Origin of the sequence: Comamonas sp. 26 (assembly GCF_002754475.1) — a bacterium.
Taxonomy (GTDB): Bacteria; Pseudomonadota; Gammaproteobacteria; order Burkholderiales; family Burkholderiaceae_C; genus Comamonas.
In genome coordinates, this window is record NZ_PEFL01000001.1 from 1,486,432 (window position 1) to 1,503,135 (window position 16,704).

The 16,704-nt window shown below is 58.6% G+C and carries 14 protein-coding genes and 2 tRNA genes; 6 read left to right on the plus strand and 10 right to left on the minus strand.

Annotation, left to right across the window (positions count from 1 at the left end):
* Positions 1–14: 14 nt before the first annotated feature.
* From phaR to CLU84_RS06820, 3 genes are all read left to right on the plus strand, one after another.
* Positions 15–551, plus strand: coding sequence for a polyhydroxyalkanoate synthesis repressor PhaR (gene phaR / locus CLU84_RS06810; protein ID WP_099736541.1), 537 nt, complete (start codon positions 15–17; stop codon positions 549–551).
* A 232-nt stretch (positions 552–783) separates the two neighbouring features.
* Positions 784–2,166, plus strand: coding sequence for a DUF1329 domain-containing protein (locus CLU84_RS06815; protein WP_099736542.1), 1,383 nt, complete (start codon positions 784–786; stop codon positions 2,164–2,166).
* A 149-nt stretch (positions 2,167–2,315) separates the two neighbouring features.
* On the plus strand, positions 2,316–3,080 hold the full coding sequence (locus tag CLU84_RS06820; protein WP_099736543.1) for an SDR family oxidoreductase: 765 nt from the start codon (positions 2,316–2,318) through the stop codon (positions 3,078–3,080).
* Positions 3,081–3,156: 76 nt separating this feature from the next.
* Here CLU84_RS06820 and CLU84_RS06825 read toward each other — a convergent pair.
* From CLU84_RS06825 to CLU84_RS06840, 4 genes are all read right to left on the minus strand, one after another.
* Positions 3,157–3,247: transfer RNA gene (locus CLU84_RS06825), tRNA-Ser, on the minus strand.
* Between the two features lie 66 nt (positions 3,248–3,313).
* Positions 3,314–3,404 (minus strand) — tRNA-Ser (locus CLU84_RS06830).
* Positions 3,405–3,495: 91 nt separating this feature from the next.
* The gene (locus CLU84_RS06835; RefSeq protein ID WP_099736544.1) at positions 3,496–4,416 is read right to left on the minus strand and encodes an SPFH domain-containing protein; all 921 of its coding nucleotides are present in this window, start codon (positions 4,414–4,416) and stop codon (positions 3,496–3,498) included.
* A 101-nt stretch (positions 4,417–4,517) separates the two neighbouring features.
* Positions 4,518–4,943 (minus strand): NfeD family protein, encoded by a 426-nt coding sequence (locus CLU84_RS06840; RefSeq protein WP_099736545.1) that lies wholly within the window; start codon positions 4,941–4,943, stop codon positions 4,518–4,520.
* Between the two features lie 140 nt (positions 4,944–5,083).
* Here CLU84_RS06840 and CLU84_RS06845 point away from each other — a divergent pair, with 140 nt between their 5' ends.
* On the plus strand, positions 5,084–7,594 hold the full coding sequence (locus tag CLU84_RS06845; RefSeq protein ID WP_099736546.1) for an arginine/lysine/ornithine decarboxylase: 2,511 nt from the start codon (positions 5,084–5,086) through the stop codon (positions 7,592–7,594).
* A 210-nt stretch (positions 7,595–7,804) separates the two neighbouring features.
* Here the strand turns inward: CLU84_RS06845 and CLU84_RS06850 are convergent, their stop codons facing one another.
* From CLU84_RS06850 to CLU84_RS06860, 3 genes are all read right to left on the minus strand, one after another.
* A complete protein-coding gene (locus CLU84_RS06850) occupies positions 7,805–8,743 on the minus strand; it encodes a tripartite tricarboxylate transporter substrate binding protein (protein WP_233210107.1) in 939 nt (312 codons plus the stop codon).
* Positions 8,744–8,988: 245 nt separating this feature from the next.
* Positions 8,989–10,203, minus strand: coding sequence for a CaiB/BaiF CoA-transferase family protein (locus CLU84_RS06855; RefSeq protein ID WP_099736548.1), 1,215 nt, complete (start codon positions 10,201–10,203; stop codon positions 8,989–8,991).
* 24 nt (positions 10,204–10,227) lie between these two features.
* Positions 10,228–11,172, minus strand: a complete 945-nt coding sequence (locus tag CLU84_RS06860; RefSeq protein WP_099736549.1) for a hydroxymethylglutaryl-CoA lyase — start codon at positions 11,170–11,172, stop codon at positions 10,228–10,230.
* 141 nt (positions 11,173–11,313) lie between these two features.
* Between CLU84_RS06860 and CLU84_RS06865 the strand changes: the two genes are divergently transcribed.
* Positions 11,314–12,042, plus strand: a complete 729-nt coding sequence (locus CLU84_RS06865) for an IclR family transcriptional regulator (RefSeq protein WP_099736550.1) — start codon at positions 11,314–11,316, stop codon at positions 12,040–12,042.
* A gap of 74 nt (positions 12,043–12,116) precedes the next feature.
* On the opposite strand, the gene CLU84_RS06870 is transcribed toward CLU84_RS06865, so the two are convergent.
* The 3 genes from CLU84_RS06870 to fabI form a co-directional block, all read right to left on the minus strand.
* On the minus strand, positions 12,117–13,031 hold the full coding sequence (locus CLU84_RS06870; RefSeq protein WP_099736551.1) for a DNA ligase: 915 nt from the start codon (positions 13,029–13,031) through the stop codon (positions 12,117–12,119).
* A 177-nt stretch (positions 13,032–13,208) separates the two neighbouring features.
* Positions 13,209–13,730: a superoxide dismutase family protein gene (locus tag CLU84_RS06875; RefSeq protein WP_099736552.1), complete on the minus strand. Its 522-nt coding sequence runs from the start codon at positions 13,728–13,730 to the stop codon at positions 13,209–13,211.
* A gap of 189 nt (positions 13,731–13,919) precedes the next feature.
* A complete protein-coding gene (gene fabI / locus CLU84_RS06885; RefSeq protein WP_099736554.1) occupies positions 13,920–14,720 on the minus strand; it encodes an enoyl-ACP reductase FabI in 801 nt (266 codons plus the stop codon).
* Positions 14,721–14,840: 120 nt separating this feature from the next.
* Between fabI and CLU84_RS06890 the strand changes: the two genes are divergently transcribed.
* Positions 14,841–16,694: an extracellular solute-binding protein gene (locus CLU84_RS06890; protein WP_099736555.1), complete on the plus strand. Its 1,854-nt coding sequence runs from the start codon at positions 14,841–14,843 to the stop codon at positions 16,692–16,694.
* The last annotated feature ends 10 nt before the right edge of the window (positions 16,695–16,704 follow it).

The window sequence follows — 16,704 nt, forward strand, 5'->3', positions numbered from 1 at the left end:
AAAAAGGACTTGCGATGCAAGAGAACACAGAGGGCGAAGCCCATGCGGCAAAGCAGCGGCTCATCAAGAAATATCCCAATCGTCGTCTGTATGACACGAAAACCTCTTCCTACATCACGCTGGCTGAGGTCAAACAACTGGTAATGGACAGCGAAGATGTGGTGATCCGGGATGCCAAGACCAATGAAGAACTGACGCGTTCTATCTTGCTGCAGATCATTCTGGAAGAAGAAGCGGGCGGTGCTCCCATGTTTTCCGAAGCAATGCTGGCCAACATTATTCGCTTTTACGGCCACGCCATGCAGGGCTTTATGGGCACGTACATTGAAAAAAACGTGCAGATGTTCACGGACTTGCAGACCCAGCTGTCTGGCCAGTCGCAAGGTGCGGCACCTGAGGCCTGGAAGCAGTTCATGAGCATGCAGCCGCCAGCCATGCAATCCATGATGGGCAACTACATGGAGCAGTCTCAGACGGTGCTCACTCAAATGCAGGAGCAGATGCAAAAGCAGACTGAGCAGATGCTGGGTGTGTTTGGTATCAAGCGCTGAGCGCTGAATTGAAGTTTTTAAGAGGCGGGCCAGATGGCCCGCTTTTTTGTTCCCGTTCTGTTTTCGCCTTGGTGGGAGGCAAGAGGTCTGCATGCGCTAGTCCCAATTGACGATGCTTGTGTGTGCTGTCAATCGAACAATGATTTCGGTGCTTCCGGAGTACGCAGGTGAGTGTGTGCGATGAGAGTTTGAGCAACAACAAATGCAAGCAATGCATTCAAGGAGACTAGGCATGAAGGTTGGTATGGCGCCCCGTTTGTTGGCGGCCTTGACAGTGGGAGTATTGGTCACTGGGTCAGTCTGGGCCAAAGCAACGACGGATGAGGTTGCAAAGCTGGGTAAGTCGCTCAATTGCACGGGTGGCGAAAAAGCAGGGACGGCCAGTGGCGTGCCGGAGTTCACTGGTAAATGGTTGGGCGTGCCAGCGGGTGTGAAGTACACACCGCATGCCGGGCAGCACCCGGTAGATCCGTATGCGAATGAAAAGCCTTTGTTCACCATTACGGCTGAAAACTTGAGCCAGTATGCAGAGCGCCTGACTGAAGGTCAGAGGGCGATGTTTGCCAGGTATCCTCAGACCTTCCGTATCCCTGTGTACACCGGTCACCGGGACTTCCGCTTTACAGATGCGACCTGCGCTTCTGCCAAGAAGAATGCTCAGGATGCTGTGGTCAACGCCGATGGCTTGGGGGTGACTGGTGCTGTTAAGGGCGCGCTGCCGTTCCCCATTCCTAAGAATGGTCTAGAGCTGGCATTCAATAATCTGCTGCCTTCGCGTGCCTATACCGAAGAAACTTTGCGCGATAACGGCATTGTTTTTGCCGATAAAAGCATTGTTTACGGGCGTGCCGATAACAAGGCCCTCAGCCCTGTTCAGGCGGCAGATGTAGCGGGCCAGCCGCTGGTGGGTGCGATGTCGCAGACCATCAATATCACCAAGCTGCCTGAGCGCGAAAAAGGCGGCGTGAGCGTGATTGCCGAACCTCTGGATTTTGGCAAGGACAAGCGACTTGGCTGGAGCTACGACCCCGGAACCCGCCGCGTGCGCCAGTTGCCAGAATACGGTTTTGACCAGCCTCTGTCTGGCACCGGCGGCAAGCTGACGATTGACTCTGACCGCTTGTTCAACGGCTCACCCGAGCGCTACAACTGGAAGTCGCTGGGCAAGAAGGAGATCTACGTTCCTGCCAATGCGTACAAGGTCCACGCCAATACCGTGAAGTACGCTGATTTGCTCAAGCCCGGCCATGCCAACCCAGATTTCATGCGCTATGAACTGCGCCGCGTCTGGGTGCTGGAAGCTACTCTGAAATCCGGCTATCGCCATATGTACGGCAAGCGCGTTTTGTTCCTTGATGAGGATACGGGCCAGGCAATCATGAGCGATTTCTACGATGCGCGTGGGCAGCTGTGGCAGTCCGGTCTGGTGAACTATTACTACGCGTTTGATGCGAATGTCTGGCATGCCGGCACCAGCTTCTATCACGACCTGAATTCGGGTGCCTATGTGGCCTACAACCTGTTCCAGGAGCGTCCGCTGGGTCCGATCTTGAACAAGGGGAACCTCGATGCATCCATGTTCACACCTCAGGCGGCTCGTAACGCGGGCAACTGATCAAGCATTAAGATGGTAAAAAGTTTTTGGCCTGCCGTGACGTGGCTACGAGCTTTTTGCCTTTCAAGGTAGGAGGCGCTTGCGCCTCCTTTTTTATGGTCTGAAAAATGGCTCGTTGAGGGCTGAGAAAAAGCAAGAGGAGGCAGGCAATGGCAAATCGTTTGCAGGGTAAGGTGGCATTGGTCACCGGTGGCGCCAGTGGTGTGGGTCTGGAAGTCGTGAAGCTGCTGCTGGGTGAAGGTGCCAAAGTGGCATTCAGCGACATCAATGAAGCCGTGGGTCAGCAACTGGCAGCTGAGCTGGGTGAGCGCTCCATGTTTGTGCGCCACGATGTGAGCAATGAAGTGGACTGGAAGAACGTCATGGCTGCCGTGCAGCAACGCATGGGCACGCTCAATGTACTGGTCAACAACGCAGGTATCTTGCTGCCTGGTGATATGGAAACTGGGCGAGTCGAGGACTTTAGTCGCTTGCTCAAGATCAACACCGAATCGGTCTTCCTCGGCTGCCAGCAAGGGATTGCTGCGATGAAGGAGGCTGGCGGCTCCATCATCAATATGGCGTCAGTGTCGAGCTGGTTGCCGGTTGAGCAATATGCAGGCTACAGCGCCAGCAAGGCCGCTGTTTCTGCTCTGACGCGCGCTGCTGCGCTGAACTGCCGCAAGCAGGGCTATGCAATTCGTGTGAACTCCATTCACCCTGACGGAATTTATACGCCAATGATGCAGGCCTCTCTGCCCAAGGGTGTGTCAAAGGAGATGGTGCTGCATGACGCCAAGCGCAACCGCGGTGGCCGCGCCTATATGCCTGAGCGCATTGCGCAGCTCGTGCTGTTTCTGGCCAGCGATGAATCCAGTGTCATGAGCGGCAGCGAGCTGCATGCCGATAACTCGATTCTGGGCATGGGCCTGTAATTCTGATGTCTCGCTAATGCGGGGTGTGAGTGAAAAACAAAAAAGGCCTTGAATTTCTTCAAGGCCTTTTTGTTTTTGGCGGAGCAGGCGGGATTCGAACCCGCGGTGGGCTATTAACCCACACACGCTTTCCAGGCGTGCGACTTAAACCACTCATCCACCGCTCCACGCGATACCGGACTACTTCATTTCTGAAGTAAAAAACCAAGTGTGATCAACTTGATTTTAAAACTTGGCGGAGCAGGCGGGATTCGAACCCGCGGTGGGCTATTAACCCACACACGCTTTCCAGGCGTGCGACTTAAACCACTCATCCACCGCTCCGTGTTTGAAGCCGCTATTCTAACCAGAAATTTCGGCATCAAAATGAAAGTGCAGCAAGTTATTTTCTGCACGCTTCATCACGCGAACGAGATCAGACGCTCTTACCCACTTGCATCATCTTCATGGCGGAAGTGATCAGGCCTGAAACTTCGGTCATGTTGGCAGGGATGACCAGCGTGGTGTTGGAGTCAGCGGCCACCTTGCTATAGGCTTCCACGGCGCTTTCTGCGACCTTGAGTTGAACAGCCTGTTCGCCGCCGGGCTGGCGAATGGCCGTGGCAACGCGCTCCAGAGCCTGACCGGTCGCTTCGGCCACGGTGGTGATGGCAGAGGCTTCACCTTGGGCTTTGTTGATGGCGGCCTGCTTTTCACCTTCAGAGCGAGCGATGAAGGCTTCGCGCTCGCCGGTGGCGATATTGATTTGTTCCTGGCGGCGGCCTTCGGAAGCGGCGATCAGCGCGCGCTTTTCACGCTCGGCCGTGATCTGGGCTTGCATGGCGCGCAGAATTTCAGCGGGCGGTGTCAGGTCCTTGATTTCATAACGCAGCACCTTGACGCCCCAGTTCAATGCAGCTTCGTCAATGGCGTTGACGACCTGAGCGTTGATCATGTCGCGCTCTTCAAAGGTTTTGTCCAGTTCCAGCTTACCGATCACGCTGCGCAGCGAGGTCTGCGCCAGCTGAGTCACGGCCATGATGTAGTTGGACGAGCCGTAGCTGGCGCGCATGGGGTCTGTGACCTGAAAGTACAGAATGCCATCCACCGTCAGCTGCGTGTTGTCGCGCGTAATACAGACTTGGCTGGGCACATCCAGCGGAATTTCTTTCAGGCTGTGCTTGTAGGCGACGCGATCAACAAAGGGAATCAGAAAATTCAGACCGGGGGTGAGGGTGCCTGCGTACTTGCCCAGACGCTCTTTGACCCATGCATGTTGCTGGGGCACGACCTTGATCGAACGCACGATAAAGATGACGGCAATGATGGCGATGGCGAGAGGAACTGCGTAATCCATATTGTCTCCAGCCCTTGTGGGGCGTTGATGTGAAGAAGAGTGTGACATTTTTCAGCCCTCAGCATAGCCATGCCGGGGCTGAGAAATGTGCTGATTGGGGCTCAGACTTTGTCAACAAGAAGGCGGTTGCCCACCACTTCGGCCACGCGGTGTGGGCCGGGCATGGTCAGTGCGCCGGTACGGCAGATCACGGTCCAGGTGGCACCGCGGTAGCGAACCTGTGCCGTGCCGTCGGAATTCCACTGCTCTACGACCACGGTTTCGCCCACATCCATGTTGACATCGCGATTGCTGGAGGCGGGTTGTCTGCGCGGGCTGCGCTTGCGCAGCAGATAGCAGGCGAAGACTGCGCCAGCGCCCAGCAGGGCTGCAGCCACAATCTGGGTGCTGGTGCTCTGACCAAAGTGGGCACATAGCGCGCCGACAATGGCACCCAGGGCCAGCATGAGGAGGTAAAAAGTACCGGTCAAAAGCTCTGCAATGACCAGTAAACCTGCAAGCAACCACCACGCGGTGGAATGATCCATACCTGAGCTCCTGTTTGTGGCTTGTATTTAGTGCACCACATTCTGGGTTAAAAACAGCCTGTTTCAAAGCCGCAATAAGGATATTCCTTACACTTCGCGGCTGTTTCGTTTTTTAGGCCTGATTGGTACGGAGGCTGTCCATGAAGTTTCGCTTTCCCATTGTCATCATCGACGAAGACTACCGTTCCGAGAACACCTCGGGACTGGGCATTCGCGCCCTTGCTCAAGCTATTGAGGAAGAGGGCTTTGAGGTTCTGGGTGTGACCAGCTACGGCGATCTCTCGCAGTTCGCTCAGCAGCAAAGCCGCGCCAGTGCCTTTATTTTGTCGATTGACGACGAGGAATTCCAGCTCGGCGGCGACAAAGATCCCATCATTCACAGCCTGCGCAGCTTCATCGGTGAAGTGCGTCGCAAGAATGAAGATGTGCCCATCTACATCTACGGTGAGACCAAGACCAGCCGCCACCTGCCCAACGACATTCTGCGTGAGCTGCATGGCTTCATTCACATGTTTGAGGACACCCCCGAATTTGTGGCCAAGCACATCATCCGCGAAGCCAAGGGCTATCTGGAAGGCGTGCAGCCGCCGTTCTTCAAGGCGCTGCTGGACTATGCCGAAGATGGCTCCTACAGCTGGCACTGCCCCGGTCACTCGGGCGGCGTGGCGTTTTTGAAGAGCCCTGTGGGCCAGATGTATCACCAGTTCTATGGTGAAAACATGCTGCGCGCCGACGTCTGCAATGCCGTGGAAGAGCTGGGCCAGCTGCTGGATCACAACGGTGCGATCGGCGAGTCCGAGCGCAACGCCGCGCGCATCTTCAATGCCGATCACTGCTACTTTGTGACCAACGGCACATCGACTTCCAACAAGATCGTCTGGCACCACACCGTGGCCCCGGGCGACGTGGTGGTGGTGGACCGCAACTGCCACAAGTCCATCTTGCACTCCATCATCATGACGGGTGCGATTCCGGTGTTTCTGAAGCCCACACGCAACCACTTCGGCATCATCGGCCCCATCCCGCAAAGCGAGTTCTCGATCGAGTCCATCCAGGCCAAGATCGCGGCCAACCCGCTGCTCAAGGGCGTGGATGCAAAGACCGTCAAACCTCGCGTGCTGACGCTGACGCAGTCCACTTACGATGGCGTGCTCTACAACACGGAAACCATCAAGGGCATGCTGGACGGCTATGTGGCCAATCTGCACTTCGATGAGGCATGGTTGCCCCACGCGGCGTTCCACCCCTTCTATGGCAGCTACCACGCCATGGGCAAGAAGCGTAAGCGCCCCGTGCACTCTGTGGTCTATGCCACCCAGTCCATCCACAAGCTGCTGGCCGGTATCAGCCAGGCATCGCATGTGCTGGTGCAGGATTCGCAGACCGAAAAGCTGGATCACCCGCTGTTCAACGAGGCGTACCTGATGCACACCTCGACCAGCCCGCAGTACAGCATCATTGCCAGTTGCGACGTGGCTGCCGCCATGATGGAGCCGCCCGGCGGCACTGCGCTGGTGGAAGAGTCGATTCTGGAGGCGCTGAACTTCCGCCGCGCCATGCGCAAGGTGGAAGACGAGTTTGGCGACGATGACTGGTGGTTTGAGGTCTGGGGCCCCGAGGCTCTGGCTGAAGAAGGCGTGGGCCTGGCCCAGGACTGGATCATTCGCGGCAAGCATGCATCGACCAAGACCAAGGCCAAGAAGAGCGGTAAAGAGTTTGACAACTGGCACGGCTTTGGCGACCTGGCCGACGGCTTCAACATGCTGGACCCCATCAAGTCCACCATCGTCACGCCCGGTCTGGATCTGGACGGCGACTTTGACGACACCGGCATTCCCGCGTCCATCGTCACCAAGTACCTGGCCGAGCACGGCGTGGTGGTTGAAAAGACCGGCCTGTACTCGTTCTTCATCATGTTCACCATCGGCATCACCAAGGGCCGCTGGAACACCATGCTGACTGCGCTGCAGCAGTTCAAGGACGACTACGACCGCAACCAGCCGCTGGCGCGCATCCTGCCCGAGTTCATTCAGCAGCACCGCCGCTACGAGCGCATGGGCCTGAAGGACCTGTGCCAGCACGTGCACGAGCTGTACGCCAAGTACGACATTGCGCGCCTGACGACCGAGATGTATCTCTCGGACCTCAAGCCCACGATGAAGCCCTCGGACGCCTACGCCCACATTGCCCAGCGCAAGACCGAGCGTGTGGAAATCGACAATCTAGTGGGTCGCACCACCGTGGGTCTGGTCACGCCTTACCCACCGGGCATTCCTTTGCTGATTCCTGGCGAAGTCTTCAATAAGAAGATCGTGGACTATCTGCTGTTCGCCCGCGAATTCGCCAAGATGGCTCCTGGCTTTGAGACCGATATTCACGGTCTGGTCGAGCTGGAAGGTGAAGACGGCGAAGTGCGTTACTACGCTGACTGCGTGGCGGAGTCCAGCGTCAACGCCGAGCCTGCGAAGAAGGCTGTGGCGGCGAAAAAGCCTGCAGCCAAGGTGGCTGCTGTAAAGGCTGCTGCTAAAGAGCTGGCTAAAGCACCGGTCAAGACGCCTGCTAAAACCGCGGTGAAAGCTGCAGCCAAGCCTGCTGCCAAATCGGTGGCCAAGCCAGCCGTTAAAGCTGTAGCCAAAAAGCCAAGCAAGTAAGCAGGCTGGCCGTTTGCGGTCGGCACAGCAGATCAAGCCCGAAGTTTCAAGCTTCGGGCTTTTTTCTTGTCTGGTCGGTGCGCGGTTTCGGTGGTGATAGCTAAAAAAGATAGCTGCTAGTGATTGTGATCAATGGGTTTAAGCATTAATCAACGTTGAAACCCAATGGGATAAGTCGCAAGAAGCTATTGATTTATGAGTGAAAAGCACCTATTCCAGCTGAATTTTGGCGTCTCGAATCAGCGTTGCCCAGCTGTTTTGTTCTTTTTGCAGATAGTTCGCCGCGTCCTGCATGCTGCCGCCCATGGGCGTGCTGCCTTCGTCCTGCAGCTGCTTGAGCACGGCAGGATCCTGCAAGGCCTTGCTGACCGCAGCATTGAGCTTTTTGGCAATCTCGGTATTTGTGTTCTTGGGGGCGACGATCAGCTTCCAGTCCACGGCTTCAAAGCCGGGAAAGCCGGATTCGGCCACGGTGGGCACGTCGGGCAGTATGGTCAGGCGTTTGGTCGAGCTGACGGCCAGAGCACGCAGGCGTTTGCCCTTGAGCATGGGGTAGACCGCCTGCGGCGTTCCGAACATGTAATGCGTTTGCTTGCCCAGCAAGTCCGTGATGGCGGGTGCTGCGCCTTTGTAGGGAATATTGAGCACCTTGATACCGGCCTTGAAGGACAGCATTTCGCCCGCCAGATGGCCTACGGTGCCGGTGGAGGCCAGACCTTGCTTGATATTGCCGGGCTCGGCTTTGGCAGCCTTGATCAAATCCTGAATCGACTTCCATGGCGAATCGGCGGGAACGACCAACACCACGGGCTGGGCCGCTACCAGGGCTACAGGCAGTAGATCCGTCTTGGGGTTGAAGGGCATGCTGGGCAGCAGGGCGGGGTTGATGGCCAGGTTGGCCGTCTGGCCCAGGCCGAAGGTATAGCCGTCGGACGCTGCCTTGGCCACGGTGTCCAGGCCGATATTGCCGCCCGCGCCGGGCTTGTTTTCCACCACCATCGTCCAGTGGTTGGCCGTGCTCACGCGCTCGCTGATCAGGCGGGCCACCGCATCGGTGCCGCCACCCGGGGTAAAGGGTACGACCATGCGAAGTGCTTTGGCAGGCCATGGTGTGGGCTGGGCCAGTGCAGAGCCAGCAGTCATCGCCATCAAGGCTGCAGCAGCAAGCGCCTGACGGCGGCTGATGCCAGGTTTTGTGGGGTTGAATAAGGAATGGTGTTTCATGGTCTTGTCTCCTGAGATGTAGAAATTTTGGGTAATAGCCATCCCTGCAGGCACGGCAAGCGTCCTGTTCCAGGGTTGGGTTGGGGTAGCGCGATGGGTTCGCGCGGTGTTCAGTAACGCGGGGGCGTCAGCGGTGGTTGCAGCATCGGCTTTTCATGGCCGGTGTTGGCTCAGGCGGCCTGGCCTTGTGCTAAAGCACGGGCTTGTTCTGGGCTATAGCCAAGAGCAGTCAGAATCTCCAGGCTGTGCTCACCTAGCTTGGGTGGGGACAGGCGCACCTCCAGGTGCTTGCCGTCCAGGGTCAGCGGCAGCAGCACGGTTTTGCTCTCGCGGCCATCGGGTAGCTGGATGGGTGCCAGTGCGCCAGTGGCGTTCAGGTGCGGGTCGTCCAGCAGATCGTGGGGGCGAACAATGGGTGCAAACGGCAGGCCTTTTTTCTCAAATACCTGGGCGATCTGTGCGGCGCTGTAAGCCGCCATTTTTTCGCGCAGCAGCGGCATCAGCCAGCTGCGGGCCTGTACGCGGTCGTTGTTGCTGCCCAGGCGCGGGTCGCTGTGCAGCTCGGTAAGGTCGAAAGCGTTGCAGAACTCGCGCCAGGCGCCGTCGCTGACCACGGCCAGAAAAATCTGCTCGCCGTCCTTGACTTCGAACACGTCGTAAATGGCCCAGGCAGAGATGCGTGCGGGCATGGGGGCGGCGGGTTGGCCGGTGACGGCGTACTGCATCATGTGCTGGGCAATCAGAAAGACATTGTTTTCAAACAGTGCACTTTGTACTTCTTGCCCCTGGCCGGTTTTTTCGCGCTGTGCAAGAGCCGCCATGGCTCCCATGGCACCGAACATGCCGCCCATGATGTCGTTGACGCTGGTGCCGGCGCGCAGCGGATCGCCGGGGCGGCCCGTCATATAGGCTAGGCCGCCCATCATCTGCACCACTTCATCGAGGGCCGTGCGGTGCTCGTAGGGGCCGGGCAGAAAGCCCTTGTGGCTCACATAAATCAGGCGGGGGAACTGCTCTTTGAGGCTTTCATAGTCCAGCCCCAGCTTTTGCATAGTGCCGGGCTTGAAGTTCTCGGTCACCACATCGGCGGTGGCAATCAGTTTGAGAGCGGCTTCCTTGCCTTCGGGGGTCTGCAAATCCAGGGTCAGGCTTTTCTTGTTGCGGTTGAACAGCGGGAAGAAACCGGAGCCTGAGCCCAGCAGCTTGCGCGTGGCGTCACCATTGCGGCCATGGCCCACGGGCTCGACCTTGATGACTTCGGCACCCAGGTCGGCCAGCATGAGTCCGCAGCTAGGGCCCATGACCATGTGGGTGAATTCGACCACGCGAATACCGGCGTAGGGCAGGGCGCTGGCGGGGCTTGGGGAATTGCTGGAGGAGTGCATGTGAATCTCGTTTGTTGTTTGGGATCAGTGCGTGGAATACGGATGAGGCACAAAGCCTTTGGGCAGGCCCGCAGGTGGCAGCATGCCGTAAAGCGCCTCGCCCGGCAGGCCAGCGGCCAGCGCATTTCGCGCAGCAAGCAGTCGCTCAATATCAATGCCGGTACGTATGCCCATGGCTTCGAACATAAAGACCAGGTCTTCTGTCACCACATTGCCCGAGGCCCCGGGTGCGTAGGGGCAGCCGCCCAGCCCGGCCTGGGAAGAATCGAAGGTGCGCACACCGGCTTCATAGGCGGCAAGGCAATTAGCCAGACCCAGGCCACGCGTGTTGTGCATGTGGGCGGCACCTGCGTGATCACCCAGTTCGCTGCGCAGCCGCGTGAACAGGCGCTTGACCTGTGCCGGGTTAGCCATGCCCGTAGTATCAGACAGGCCTGATTCATCTGCTCCTGCCTGTACGCAGGCCACGGCCAGCGCAATCACATCGTCTTCGGGCACCAAGCCTTGCAGCGTGCAGCCAAAAGCGGTGGAGATGCCCGCCTCGATATACACCTGTGGCGCAAGGTCGTCGCGGAACTGGGCAATGGCGCGCACTTCCTCTACCATCTGCTGGGGCGTCTTGCGCACATTGGCCATGGAATGGGCTGGGCTGGCCGACACAGGCAAGGTGATCTTGTGCACGCCAGCGCGCATGGCCGCTTCTGCGCCTTTGATATTGGGCACCAGAGCCATGACGGTGACGCCGCTGTGCTGGATGGCATGGGCGACGATTTGGGCGGCATCGGCCATCTGCGGCAAGAGCTTGGGCGAGACAAAGGAGCCGACTTCTATCTCCTGCAGACCCGAGGCAACCAGACCGTCGATCCATGCGCATTTGTGGGCGGTGCTCATGGAGGTGGAGATCGATTGCAGACCGTCGCGGGGACCGACTTCGCTGATCAAGACGTCGAAACGAGATGGAGATGACATGGGGTGCCTGACCTGAATTCAATGCTTGCTTTACAGCAAAGGCAGTGTTGTAATGAGTTCTATCTAATAGAACAAAGTTCTCTCTGTTGAAATATTGCCTTGCGTCCTGATGTCCTGTCAAGCTGCAGGGTTGGAGTTTTCATGCCGCGTAAATCTCAAACTGAATCCCTTGCCGATGAAAACGCGGCACCCGGTGGCGTGGCTGCGGTTGACCGGGCCTTGAGTCTGCTGGCGGCATTTGGTGATGGTGATGACGGCTTGAGCCTGGCCCAGTTGGCCGAACGCACTCGCTTGTACAAAAGCACGGTGCTGCGCCTGCTGGCATCCCTGGAGCACGGCGGCTGGATTAGCAGGCTGGACGATGGTCGCTATGCGGTAGGGCCGGCCGTGGAGCGCTTGCACAGGGTGTATGCGCAGAACTTTTCGCTGGACAGCGTGGTCATGCCGGTACTCAAATCTCTGGTGCAGGCCACGGGCGAGAGCGCTGCCTACCATGTGCGCCAGGGCAAGGAGAGGCTGTGCCTGTACCGCGTGGATTCACCGCACCCCGTGCGTGACCATGCGCGCGCGGGTGATTTGCTGCCACTGGACAAGGGCGCGGGCGGGCGCGTATTGGTGGCTTTTGACCCGGAGTTGGGTGACTGGCAGCAGAAAAACCGCAACCACTATGCGCGGGTGCGAGCCGATGGCTACGAGGCCTTGGTGGGTGACAGGCACAGCGAAATTGCCGGTATCTCAGCCCCTGTGTTCCGCCAGAGTGGGGAGTTGGCCGCAGCTTTGACGCTGACGATGCCTGCGCACCGCTATGACGAGCGTTATGTGAAAAACGTGTTGCAGGCGGCGCGAGAGCTGGGTGCACAGCTGGTTTGAGGTTTTGAATGAACAGTGGCTGTATCGCTTTTCCATCAATCACAAGCAGCTATGAATTTTGAATTTACCGCGATTTATCGTGCGCCAACTTCTGGCTGAAACCCCAGTTCGTCCCGTACCCGCACAAAGCGTGCGAAGCGCGGCAGGCCGCTTTTCTCATGCAGGCCTTGATAACGGTAGGTGACCCAGCTGCCCAGTGACGGTGGATTTTTGCGCTGCTCGGCATTCAGGCCCGAGCCCAGCGCAAACTGCAAGCCCTGCGGGCTTTGCACGATGAGCGCGCCTGTCATGCCCTGCCACTGGCCGCGTCCGGGTTTGTAGCCAATAACGCGTGCTTCGGCGTCGTCAAACGGTTTGAGCTTGAGTAGGTCATCGCTGCGCCCGCTGCGATAGGGCGCGCTGCCTTTGTGCAGCATCAGGCCTTCAGCGCCATCTTTGACGACATGATTCAGCAAGGCCTGCAGTTGTGCGTCACTGCTCAGTTTTTGCTGGGCCACCATCTGCACCCAAGGCTGGTTGATTTTGGCCACGGTCTGTTTGAGCAGCGGCAGGCGTTCGTCAAAACTGCCAGCAGCTGCTGGCAGATCAAACACCATGAACTGCATGCGCCGCCAGGCTGCATCGCCGGGCTGGGTCTGCGCTGTGGTGGACTGGGCATGGGGAAATTGGCCGCGCCCGGCCCAGAGCTCGCCATCCATGGGTGTGCTGGGCCAGCCTTGGGTGAACCAAGCTGGCGCTGCAATTGCCTGCCCGCCGCGGCTAATGAGCTGGCGGCCGTTCCAGTAGCCGCGCACGCCGTCCAGCTTTTCGCTGACCCAGTAGTCCTGCAGTGGCAATCCTTGGCGCCAGATATGGGCCAGCATTAGTGATGGCGGTTGTGCTGCGGGTTGAGCCTGTATCGGAAAACTCAGACAAAGGCAGGCACAGAGCAGGCAGCGAAGAAACCCGTTCAGAGACTTGGGCAGCGAAATAGGCGGCAGCGCAGGCATGGCGATCTCCCGGTGGGCAGGCGACCCATGCCAGGGCGGCGGGTGCCAGTTGTCGATGCGGTGTCTACTTTGGTATCAAAAGAGTAGCTACTACCGCTTACCATGAAAGGGATTGAAGCCGATAAATCATAAAAAGCCGCTACCTGTAGGCAGCGGCTTTGCAGTGCGTGAGTGGACTTAGTCGCGCGTAATCACGGCGCAGGCAATGCGGGCACCGGCGTTGCCTGTGGGCTGGGTGCTGTAGTCATCGGGCTGGGCGTGAACGATGACGGCGCGGTCAATCACATTGCCCGGGCCGGCCAGCAAGGTGAGGTCACGCGACTGCACATTGACGGTGGCGACGCCGTTGGAGTCGGCCTTCAGGCTGGGTAGGTCGCCCATATGGTGCTGGGTGGTGTCATATTTGCCATGCGGGTTGCCCATGGGGTTGAAATGACCCGCTGCGGCATTACCGTTGTCGCCGCAATCGCCCTTGTCATGGATGTGGAAACCGTGCTCTGAATTGGGCTTGAGGCCATAAATCACCGCACTGATCATGAGCTGCTGGCCGTCTTTCTGGGTGAACTTCACATCACCGCTGACTTTGCTGCCCGAGGTGGCTTGCAGCTTGGCAATGGCCTGCGCGGGCTGAGGCGCGGGGGTGCTGCATGCAGCCAGTGCAGCGGTGGAGAGGGCGAGAAGCAGAAAGCGGTAGGGCATGGCAATCCTCTTGAGGTGGTGGTTGAAACACCTTGAAACCATAGCGGCAGTGCTCGGCTTTGCTTGTAGGGCGAGGGCGAAGATGTCTTTGGCGTGGCATAAAACACAAAGCGAAAAGCACAAGCGCCAAATAAAAAGCCCCGCAGGCTTTTCAACCTGCGGGGCTTTGAAAGCGTCAGCTTTGAGGGTTTAGACCTGATCGGCAGATAGGCCGGCCGTCTGGCTGAAGCCGCCGTCCACATAGGTGATTTCGGCAGTCACGCCCGATGCCAGATCGGACAGCAGGAAGGCGGCGACATTGCCCACGTCTTCAATCGTCACGTTGCGGCGCAGGGGCGATGCATCGGCCACGCGGCCCAGCAGCTTGCCGAAGTCCTTGATGCCCGAGGCCGCCAGAGTCTTGATGGGGCCGGCGGAGATGCCGTTGGCGCGGATGGCGCGGCCGTCTTCGGTGCGGCCCACGGCTTCAGCCAGGTAGCGCACGGAGGCTTCCAGCGATGCCTTGGCCAGACCCATGGTGTTGTAGTTGGGGATGGAGCGCAGAGCGCCCAGGTAGGACAAGGTCAGCAGCGAGGACTTGTCGTTCAGCAGCGGCATGGCAGCCTTGGCCATGGCGGGGAAGCTGTAAGCGCTGATGTCGTGCGCAATGCGGAAGTTTTCGCGCGACAGACCATCGAGGAAGTTGCCTGCAATGGCTTCGCGGGGTGCAAAACCGATGGAGTGCACAAAACCGTCGAACTTGCCCCAGGCTGCGCCAAGATCGGCAAACATCTTCTCGATTTGCTCATCGCTGCCCACGTCGCAATCAAAAATCAGCTTGGAGTCAAAGTCGGCTGCGAACTCGGTGATGCGGTCCTTGAAGCGTTCGCCTACATAGCTGAAAGCCAGCTCGGCGCCTTGTGCGTGGCAGGCCTTGGCGATGCCGTAGGCGATGGAACGGTTGGACAGAACGCCCGTGATCAGCAGCTTTTTACCGGCGAGAAAACCCATGGTTGATCTCCAGAGAAAATGAAAAGAGAGGATTGCGCCACCTGTGGTGGGGGCGCAATCTTTGAAAACGTATCCGCTCGAACTGGGTGCGAATCAGTCGGGGTAGTGCAGAATTGTCGCATGCGCCATTGGATGATTTGTTCAGCCCTGATTGCCTGCAGCCAAGTTGCCACGCCAGCTCTGGCGGCACATGCCTATGCACTATGGGGCGAGCCGCGGTATGCGGCTGACTTCAAGCACTTTGATTATGTGAATCCGGCTGCCCCTAAGGGCGGCGAGTTGCGCATGGTGAGTAATCTGCGTTACTCCACCTTTGACAAGTACAACCCCTTCACCATCAAAGGCTCGCCGCCCGCCTATGTGGGGGACATGCTGCTGGAGACGCTGCTGGCGCCCAGCTTGGATGAAACCGCCACGGGCTATGGCCTGTTGGCTGAAGATGTGGAGGTGGCTGCCGACGGCCTATCTGCCACCTTCAGGTTGCGCAAGCAGGCGCGCTTTCACAACGGCAAGCCCGTGCTGGCGCAGGATGTCAAGCACAGCTACGAGATGCTGCTGAGCAAATACGCATCGCCCGGCTACAAGACCCTGTTTGCCGAGGTGGATGGCTGCGATGTGCTGGATGAACGCACGGTGCGCTTTCGCTTTAAAAAGCCCAACCGAGATTTGCCGCTGACCGTTGGTGCAGCCCTGCCGGTGTTCAGCCGCGACTGGGGGCTGGATGCGAATGGCAAGCCCAAGCCTTTTGACCAAGTGGTGACGGATATACCCATTGGCAGTGGCCCCTACAAAATTGGCCCGGTCAAGTTTGGCAAGGACATTACCTATGTGCGCGACCCCGCTTACTGGGGTGCTGCGCTGCCGGTGCGCGTAGGGCAGGGCAATTTTGACCGCATCACCATCAAGATCTACAAAGACGGGACGGCGCGGCTGGAGGCGCTGAAGGCGGGCGAGTTTGATCTGATGCGCATCAACAGCGCAGGCGACTGGGCGCGGCGGTTGACGGGCAAGCGCTTTAGTTCGGGCGAGCTGGTCAAGGGTGAGTTTGAGAACAAGCTGCCCTCTGGCTTTCAGAGCTTTTTCTTGAACACACGGCGCGATCAGCTCAAAGATGTGCGTGTGCGCGAGGCGCTGGGCCTGGCCTACGACTACGAGTGGATGAACCGCCAGATGTTCTACGGCGCCTACCAGCGCGTGCATGGCCTGTTTGGCAACACGGCCTGCGAAACCACGGGTGAGCCCACCGAGCAAGAGCTGGCGCTGCTGCAGCCCTACAAGGCCAGTTTGCCGCCCGACACATTGGGTCCCATGGCCCAGCCGCCGCGCACCGATACTGGCGACGGCCTGCGCGGAAACCTGCGCCGCGCGCAGAAGCTGCTGGCCGATGCCGGCTGGAACGTCAAGGATGGAGCACTGCGCAACGCTGCTGGCGAGCACATGGAGATCGAGTACCTGGATAGCGGCGAAAGCAGCGTCAAGATTGTGAGCAGCTGGATGCGCAATCTGGAAAAGCTGGGTATCACGCTCAAGGTGCGCAATGTGGACTACGCCCTCTATCAACAGCGCATGGACAAATACGACTTCGACATCGTGACGCTGAACGTGCCCGGCACGCACAACCCGGGGCAGGAATATGCAGAGCTGTTCGGCAGCGCCGCCGCCGATGTTGAAGGTGGATCGAATTATGTCGGCCTGAAAAGCAAGGCGGTTGACGCCATCATCGCCAAGATGGCGTCGGCCAAATCCGAGCAGCAGATGCTGCCTGCCTGCCACGCGTTGGAGCGCATCATCGTGCACGGCCACTACCTGATTCCGCAGTACTTCTCTGGAAAGCACCGCATGGTGTATGACGACTGGAGGCTGGCCCTGCCGGGGAAGATTCCGCCTTATTCGCCGGGTGAACTGTGGGTGGTCTATGCCGCCTGGGCCAAGCAGCCACCGCAGACCGCGCCTTCCGCCCCCACCAAACCCTGACCTGACGATG

Coding starts and splice junctions, on each gene's coding strand:
- CLU84_RS06820 (WP_099736543.1), top strand. CDS start 2,316: ATGGCAAATCGTTTGCAGGGTAAGGTGGCATTGGTCACCGGTGGCGCC.
- CLU84_RS06840 (WP_099736545.1), bottom strand. CDS start 4,943: ATGGATCATTCCACCGCGTGGTGGTTGCTTGCAGGTTTACTGGTCATT.
- CLU84_RS06855 (WP_099736548.1), bottom strand. CDS start 10,203: ATGCACTCCTCCAGCAATTCCCCAAGCCCCGCCAGCGCCCTGCCCTAC.
- CLU84_RS06860 (WP_099736549.1), bottom strand. CDS start 11,172: ATGTCATCTCCATCTCGTTTCGACGTCTTGATCAGCGAAGTCGGTCCC.
- fabI (WP_099736554.1), bottom strand. CDS start 14,720: ATGGGTTTTCTCGCCGGTAAAAAGCTGCTGATCACGGGCGTTCTGTCC.
- CLU84_RS06890 (WP_099736555.1), top strand. CDS start 14,841: ATGCGCCATTGGATGATTTGTTCAGCCCTGATTGCCTGCAGCCAAGTT.
- CLU84_RS06865 (WP_099736550.1), top strand. CDS start 11,314: ATGCCGCGTAAATCTCAAACTGAATCCCTTGCCGATGAAAACGCGGCA.
- CLU84_RS06815 (WP_099736542.1), top strand. CDS start 784: ATGAAGGTTGGTATGGCGCCCCGTTTGTTGGCGGCCTTGACAGTGGGA.
- CLU84_RS06845 (WP_099736546.1), top strand. CDS start 5,084: ATGAAGTTTCGCTTTCCCATTGTCATCATCGACGAAGACTACCGTTCC.
- phaR (WP_099736541.1), top strand. CDS start 15: ATGCAAGAGAACACAGAGGGCGAAGCCCATGCGGCAAAGCAGCGGCTC.
- CLU84_RS06835 (WP_099736544.1), bottom strand. CDS start 4,416: ATGGATTACGCAGTTCCTCTCGCCATCGCCATCATTGCCGTCATCTTT.
- CLU84_RS06850 (WP_233210107.1), bottom strand. CDS start 8,743: ATGGCGATGACTGCTGGCTCTGCACTGGCCCAGCCCACACCATGGCCT.
- CLU84_RS06870 (WP_099736551.1), bottom strand. CDS start 13,031: ATGCCTGCGCTGCCGCCTATTTCGCTGCCCAAGTCTCTGAACGGGTTT.
- CLU84_RS06875 (WP_099736552.1), bottom strand. CDS start 13,730: ATGCCCTACCGCTTTCTGCTTCTCGCCCTCTCCACCGCTGCACTGGCT.